Here is a 6,935-nt window from a genome sequence, read left to right on the forward strand (position 1 = left end):
GACAGAAACCCTATACCCGCCCCGGCAGAACCCATTCGTAGATGAGTGCAGGAGACGGGCCGCCACCGGAGCGACCCTCCGCCGGGGCAGCGGACGACGAGAGTCTACTCACGCGATTCCGCACCGCCGAGACCGGGCCGCTGATGTTTATCCGCGAGCTGCTCACCAGCATGGCCACCGTCGCAGCGGTCGGCCTGCTGCTGTTCGCGATCAGCGGCGTCTGGCCGCCGATGGTCGCCGTCGAGAGCGGCAGCATGGACCCGAATATGCAGAAAGGCGACCTCATCTTCGTCACCGAGACGGGGCGCTATATGCCCGACTACGACCGCGATGAGACGGGAGTCGTCACCTACCGCGCCGGCGAACAGAACGAGTACCGAACGTTCGGCAGCTACGGCTCCGTCGTGGTGTACAAGAACCCCTCGACGTTCGGGCCGCCCATCATCCATCGGGCGCGCTTCTGGGTGAACGAGGGCGAGAACTGGTACGAGGAGGCTAACAAGGAGTATATCACCGCCGATAGCTGTGCGGAGCTCCTCAACTGTCCCGCGCCCCATTCGGGCTTCGTAACCAAGGGGGACAACAACCCCTACTACGACCAGGCCAACGGGATCAGCACGCCGGTGAAACCCGAATGGCTCGTCGGCACCGCCCGCCTCCGCATTCCGTATCTCGGCTGGATCCGACTGGGCTTCTCCGGCGCTGCAACAGCTAACCCCGTTATTCCGGGTGTGGCCTCCGGAGCAGGCACCCCCATGGCTCCCGGTCTCGCTCCGGGGATGCCTGATTCTGGTCCAGACCCCAGGGGTTCGACTCCAGTAGCCGGCCCGTCAGTAGCAGCGCCCACTGGTTCCAGCGTCGTGACAACTCGCCGTCACTCTGTGTCCGGGGCAGTCGTCGACGCCGACGACCCCAGTGTCGGCAGCCAGCGGAGTCTCGACTCGGGACCCGAGAAGCTGCGGGCAGCGTCGAACAGTGCTGGCGGCCCTGTCGCCGCCTGACGCGCCGTTTTCGCCGATATGCGAAGGTTCCCCTCGACGGTCCAGTTCAGGCCTCTACTTCAACTGGAACAGGTCGAACGATTTCGCCTGAAGAAGCGTTCTACCCGAAGATACGGCGTGGTGCAGTTGAAACGGAGGGGGTTGCCGATGGGTGGTCGAGAAAGAAGCGACGACGGTGAAATTCTCCTGCTCAGTTGTCGAAGCGGGCCTGAACGAAGGGTTGGGCGTTCTCGATATCGCCGAGGCGGGAGTCACTGAGCAGCACTGCCTCGGTTTCTTCGATGGGGACCGAGAGCGAAATCTCCTTCGTGCGACCGTAGCGCCCTTTGGAGACCACCACGGCGTTGACGATGCCCAGCATATCGAGTTCGCTGATGAGGTCGGTGACGCGTCGCTGGGTGAGCACGTCGGCGTCGATCTCCTCACAGAGGCGCTTGTAGATGTTGAACACCTCGCCGGTGTTGATGTTGTGGACGCCGTTTTTCTCAAGGAGGATGGTCGCAAACAGCACGATCTTGCTCTGGGTCGGCAGCGTGCGGACGACTTCGACGACCCGGTCGAGTTCGATCTTGTCCTGGGCCTGGCGGACGTGACGCTCCTCGACGGTTTCGGCCTGGCTGCGTTCGGCGAGTTCGCCGGCCGTCCGGAGCAGATCCAGCGCCCGTCGCGCGTCCCCGTGTTCCTGGGCGGCGAAAGCGGCACAGAGCGGAATCACGTCGTCGGTGAGCGCGTCCGCTTTGAACGCGACCTCCGCCCGATGCTGGAGGATGTCCCGGAGCTGGTTGGCGTCGTAGGGCGGAAAGACGATCTCCTCCTCGCCGAGACTCGATTTGACCCGGGGGTCGAGGAAATCGGTGAACTTCAGGTCGTTCGAGATGCCCATGATAGAGATACGGGAGTTCTCCAGTTCCGAGTTCATCCGCGAGAGATTGTAGAGCGTGTCGTCACCGGATTTCTCGACGAGTTTGTCGATCTCGTCCAGCATGATGACGACCACGCGTTCGTGATAATCGATCGCGTCGAAAAACGTGGTGTAGACCCGGTCGGTGGGCCACCCGGTCATCGGCACCTCCTCCATCTCCTCGCGGTCAGCCTCCAGTTCGGCGATTCGCTCGTCGATAGCTTCGACGCCGGCGAACTCGACGGCATCCAGCGCACCGTCCTCCGCCGTCACCAGTGGCTCGGTGTCCGAGCGATTCGGGTCAGCCCCGCCCGCACGCGACTCGTCAGCCCCGGAGTCCCGAAGCGTTCGGAGTTCCTCAAGTCGCTTGTCGACGACGACTCGGTTCTTCTCGATGAACTTGTTCGCGAGCTGGGCGAGCACCCTGTACTGCGTATCAGTGATCTCACAATTAATATACTCCACCTCGCAGGGGACGTCGTACTTCTGTGAAGTGGACTCGAGTTCCTGGCTGACGAACTTGGCGCTCGCGGTTTTCCCAGTACCTGTTTTGCCGTAAATAAGGATATTCGAGGGCGTGTCTCCACGGAGCGCCGAGACAAGGATCGTCGCCATCTGATTGATCTGGTCGGTCCGGTGCGGGAGTTCGTGCGGGGTGTACGAGGGTCGAAGCACCTCCTTGTTCTGGAAGATGGGCTCGCCAGCCATCAGATCGTCAAACAGCCCCTGGCTGTCCTCGTCCTCCTCACCGAGCATGCGGTCAATATCGACGCCCCCTGTATCGAGGTTCACGTCGGCATCGATGGTCGTCGAGGGCGGCTCACCGGTGGCCGAACTCTCGGCATCCGTCTCCACTGGTTGGCTATCTGTCCCCCGCCAGTCCTCCCGGTCCTCCTCCCGCGTCTCGTCCCCATCCGTCGAGTTATCGTCGGTATCTGGCATGTTTGAAACCCCTACGTTTCGACTGGAACACGGTCCCCGATCCGATAGGTGTGACGGCTGTAAGGCGCAATACGGGCCTTTTGTCGAAGCGCAGCCGCGAGGTACCGTCCAGTTGATGCACTCGAACCAAAAGAAGAGGTGTCGTAAAAACCTATCCCTGTGAGGCTGCGTTCCATTATTCGAAGGGTGGTCGGTAACAGCACAACCGTCGTTCGACGCGTAATCAAAGGGGAACCCCCTCGTTTCCGGTGGAACGAACACAGTGATTGGGGAGGGGTTTGCAGCGATTTTTCGATTTACCGTAGCCACCAGCGCCCACGGTTTCGACTGGATCGACGGAAGACGGGAGGATAACTGGCGGTGATCAGCAGTTGGTCGGGACTCACCCTGCAGGTCGATCGGGAAGTAATAGTATTTTGACACGAAGAAGCAGGGTCCCCCAGGCCACCCCCCTACCCCTTCGTTTCGGGTGGAGACAGTGAAATGGGAGGGGGAGGGGGGACAGTCCCAGCAGAAACGGCCGGTATTCGAACGATACTTTTACAATAAATGGCGCTTGACTAGTCCGTACTGCAACCGCTTTTGTTTATTTAGTAGCGAGTGTGTTCGAGTAGTTACAGTTTCAGTGCTGAACTGGCCACCCCCACCCCCGTCTGTTCCGTTGTTCCACCCGAAATAGAGGGGTGGGGGTTCAGCGTCACCGTCCACTGAAACCAGTTCGGCTGTAAACGGCACCAGTGACAGGCTATACGGGCTCTACTCGACCTTCGAACACCCACTTTAACCTGCCTACACCCCTGTTTCAGGTCGAACAGAACAGCAGTAGGCTGTCACGGTTCTCTTCTCGAAGTGGAACCGAGAATATAGGTCGATCGAGCATCGACGCCGATCTCGGGTGTGTCGACAGCTTCCGTACGTGATCAAAGCCGCGAAACATATCACTGACGCATCTCCCATCATCTTCTCGAGTTAACACGCCATTTCGGACTGTTCTGGACGCGAGTTGCCCCGCGTTGTCCCCACGTTGGCGAAGATGCCTTTACTCGGCTATCGCTATCGATTCTTGCGGTTCTGACCGCGTCTGACGCCATACTTAAGTATATCGCAGGCGCTACTGAATACAACAGCCCTCCGCGCCGATAGGGGGGAAGGAGGCAAAATGGGTCTGCTCACGAGTCTGAAAGATAGTATTACGCGGGTCACAGACGGCCTGTTCGCGTCCGGCGAGCCCAAGCGAATCGGGATCTATGGACCACCGAACGCCGGAAAGACCACGCTGGCGAATCGCATTGCTCGCGACTGGACCGGCGACGCCGTGGGACCGGAGAGCCACATCCCCCACGAAACGCGCCGTGCCCGTCGAAAGGAGGACGTCACTATCGAGCGTAACGGCAAGGAGGTCACTATCGACATCGTCGACACGCCGGGGGTGACGACGAAAGTTGACTACGAGGAGTTCGTCGAATACGATATGGAGAAGGAGGACGCGGTCCGGCGCTCCCGGGAGGCGACGGAGGGCGTCGCGGAGGCGATGCACTGGCTCCGTGAGGACGTAGAGGGAGTTATCTACGTACTCGACGCCACGAATGACCCATTCCAGCAGGTGAACACGATGCTCATCGGCATCATCGAGAGCCAGGAGCTCCCGGTGCTCATCCTCGCCAACAAGATCGACAAGGAGGAGGCGGATATCCAGCGTATCGCCAACGCGTTCCCACAGCACGAGACCATCCCGCTGTCCGCCCTGGAAGGCGACAACATGGACGAGGTCTACAAGAAAATCGCGGAGTATTTCGCCTGATCATGCCCAAAGCAACGAGGGAGAACGAAGAAGAGGCCCCCGACGACGGGGTTCGTGTCGACATGATCAGCGGCGCCCGCATGGAGGGGCTCACCAGCATGGAGAAGATCCGCCTCATCCTCGACGGCGTCCGCGAGGGGAACATCGTCATCCTCGAAGAGGGGCTCAGTCCCGACGAGGAGTCGAAGCTCATCGAGGTGACGATGACCGAGATCAGCCCCGACGAGTTCAACGGTATCGAGATCGAAACCTACCCACAGTCGAGCACCGGTGACGTGGGGCTGTTCGACCGGCTGCTGGGGAACGACAACGACGCGAAGAAGCTCACCGTCATCGGACCGGCGAACCAGATCGAAACGCTCCACAAGGACGAGAACCTCATCAGCGCGTTGGTCTCGCGCAAGTAACCATATCATGCCCCACCAGTGTACCAACTGCGGGCGAGCGTTCGAAAACGGCTCTAAGGAGATGCTTTCGGGCTGCCCGGACTGCGGGGGGAACAAGTTCCAGTTCCACCCGTCCGGCAGCTCAGCAGAGAGAGCGGCGGACAAAACGGCCGAGTCTGCGTCCACAGCAGGGCAACCCGAAGGCGGCGACGACAGTGCTGAAGCGGACGTCGAACGCGAGATGCCCGAATTCGCGGCGGATGACGAACGCGACCAAGCCAGTTCTGCGGAGGCCGTTTCCGACCCGGCTCGCACCCGCGCCGACGTGGAGCGGGAGATGTCCGAACTCGCGGAGGATGCTGAAGCGGAGAGCCAGCCTGAAGGAGCGGAGTACCAGGCCACGACTGCCGAGGAGAACCAGGCTCAGCGTGACGCACGCAGCACGCCGACCACCAAAGAAGAAATCGACGAGGCACGCCGGAAGATGGCCGAAGCGGAGGGGGAACGCCTCTCGGATGCCGACGACGAAGCGGTTTCGGAGTTCCAGCGACCCAAACGGGGTCGGGGCGCCCCACAGGGGCCGCCGCCGGAGCCACCGGACGAGGAGGCCGCCGAGGAGTTCAGCCTCTCTGGGGCGGTCGGCCCACCGGAGGATCAACCATCGCCGAACGCGGCCAGCGAACGCGGCTCCGAAGAGGAGGCGATTCATAGCCCGGAAACCGATCTCTCGACGCTTCGCGAGGAGTTGAACGACCAGTTCGAGAGCATCAAGATCATGGCGCCGGGGCAGTACGAACTCAACCTGATGGAGCTCTACGACCGCAAGGAGTACATCATCTCGCTACAGGAGGACGGCCGCTACGTGGTCGACTTTCCGGAAACCCACGACTTCGAGGACTGAGCTGACGTCGCCACCCATATTTCTCGTCTGAAAACAGTTAAGCGGCCACCGGTCCGACTCCTGTTCATGAGCACGGCGACAAAAATCGTCATCGGTACAATCGGTCTCTCCGGGCTACTTGCGGTCGCGCTCGTTCTTCAGGTCGTCCTCGCTAGCGGGGCCTGATGTTCACCGAGCGGCCGCTGACGCCGACGCTGGAGCGACTGCATAGCGAGAGCGCCCCGGACGTTCTGGTCCTCGACGTCGAGCAGGATTTCGAAACCCTTCCGCCCGCGGTCGCCGAGGAGCTCGGGCTGGTCGTCGACAGTCTCGACCCGGCTGCGTATCCGACTGACTGGCTCCCAGCGAACACGCCCAGCCAGCTCCAGGCGTACGCAGGCCCGGAGTTCACGATCGGGCTTCCCGGTGACGGGACGGTGGTCTGGACCCGCCAGACAGCGCCGCCGACGGTCCTGGTCAAAGCTCGTGCTTCCGGCACGCCCGAAGCGTTCCGGGAGTTCCTCATTGCCGAGGCGTTCGTCGAACTCGATCTCGACGTCCCCGAGAGCTTCCTCCCGTTTTTCGGCGAACAGTACCCCGAACTCGATGCCGCACTGGGGCTCGACGGCGCCTCCGTCTATCAGGTTGCGTTCGCGCTGTACGACGCGTGGGTCGGCCTCCAGAGCCGGGAGCGGTTCCAGGACTGGGAGGGCGAGTACGATGCCCTCTACGACGCCTGGGTCGACGCAGGCGAGCGATTGACGGGTCGCGTCGAAGGGGTCCCGGGCGAGGTGGCCCGCGGCGAGACGGAGTTCCCCGCCGCCACGGAACTCGCCTGTTCAGCGGTCAAACACGGGCTCGACCTCCCGGCCCCGTTCGCGGCGCTCGATACGCTCGCCTACCGGGAACACGGCGCCGAGTACGCGGTGCAATGGGCCGAGAAAACTGTCGACGCGCTAACGGAGTAACGGGGCTCAGCCGAACCCGACACAACCGGGGCTGATAGTGATTACTGCGAATCGGT

General features: G+C 61.7%; 6 protein-coding genes. 5 read left to right on the forward strand and 1 reads right to left on the reverse strand.

What is annotated here, in order from left to right; genetic code table 11:
* The first annotated feature begins 41 nt into the window (after positions 1-41).
* A complete protein-coding gene (locus tag V5A38_RS06080; protein ID WP_332324852.1) occupies positions 42-1,001 on the forward strand; it encodes a S26 family signal peptidase in 960 nt (319 codons plus the stop codon).
* A 190-nt stretch (positions 1,002-1,191) separates the two neighbouring features.
* On the opposite strand, the gene V5A38_RS06085 is transcribed toward V5A38_RS06080, so the two are convergent.
* On the reverse strand, positions 1,192-2,844 hold the full coding sequence (locus V5A38_RS06085; protein WP_332324853.1) for an ORC1-type DNA replication protein: 1,653 nt from the start codon (positions 2,842-2,844) through the stop codon (positions 1,192-1,194).
* Between the two features lie 1,159 nt (positions 2,845-4,003).
* Here V5A38_RS06085 and V5A38_RS06090 point away from each other — a divergent pair.
* The 4 genes from V5A38_RS06090 (at position 4,004) to V5A38_RS06105 (ending at position 6,879) form a co-directional block, all read left to right on the forward strand.
* The gene (locus tag V5A38_RS06090; protein ID WP_332324854.1) at positions 4,004-4,645 is read left to right on the forward strand and encodes a GTP-binding protein; all 642 of its coding nucleotides are present in this window, start codon (positions 4,004-4,006) and stop codon (positions 4,643-4,645) included.
* A 2-nt stretch (positions 4,646-4,647) separates the two neighbouring features.
* Positions 4,648-5,052 carry a DUF2073 domain-containing protein gene (locus tag V5A38_RS06095; RefSeq protein WP_332324855.1) on the forward strand — a complete coding sequence of 135 codons (405 nt, stop codon included), beginning with the start codon at positions 4,648-4,650 and terminating at the stop codon, positions 5,050-5,052.
* A gap of 7 nt (positions 5,053-5,059) precedes the next feature.
* Positions 5,060-5,932, forward strand: a complete 873-nt coding sequence (locus V5A38_RS06100; protein ID WP_332324856.1) for a Zn-ribbon containing protein — start codon at positions 5,060-5,062, stop codon at positions 5,930-5,932.
* Between the two features lie 164 nt (positions 5,933-6,096).
* Entirely contained in the window at positions 6,097-6,879 is a 783-nt protein-coding gene (locus tag V5A38_RS06105) for a hypothetical protein (protein ID WP_332324857.1), read from the forward strand.
* Positions 6,880-6,935 lie beyond the last annotated feature (56 nt).

The organism is Halolamina sp., assembly GCF_036626355.1.
Lineage (GTDB): Archaea > Halobacteriota > Halobacteria > Halobacteriales > Haloferacaceae > Halolamina.

What these genes read in the sequence shown, in the direction of transcription:
- V5A38_RS06080 (WP_332324852.1), top strand. Translation starts at nt 42, where the DNA reads ATGAGTGCAGGAGACGGGCCGCCACCGGAGCGACCCTCCGCCGGGGCA.
- V5A38_RS06085 (WP_332324853.1), bottom strand. Translation starts at nt 2,844, where the DNA reads ATGCCAGATACCGACGATAACTCGACGGATGGGGACGAGACGCGGGAG.
- V5A38_RS06090 (WP_332324854.1), top strand. Translation starts at nt 4,004, where the DNA reads ATGGGTCTGCTCACGAGTCTGAAAGATAGTATTACGCGGGTCACAGAC.
- V5A38_RS06095 (WP_332324855.1), top strand. Translation starts at nt 4,648, where the DNA reads ATGCCCAAAGCAACGAGGGAGAACGAAGAAGAGGCCCCCGACGACGGG.
- V5A38_RS06100 (WP_332324856.1), top strand. Translation starts at nt 5,060, where the DNA reads ATGCCCCACCAGTGTACCAACTGCGGGCGAGCGTTCGAAAACGGCTCT.
- V5A38_RS06105 (WP_332324857.1), top strand. Translation starts at nt 6,097, where the DNA reads ATGTTCACCGAGCGGCCGCTGACGCCGACGCTGGAGCGACTGCATAGC.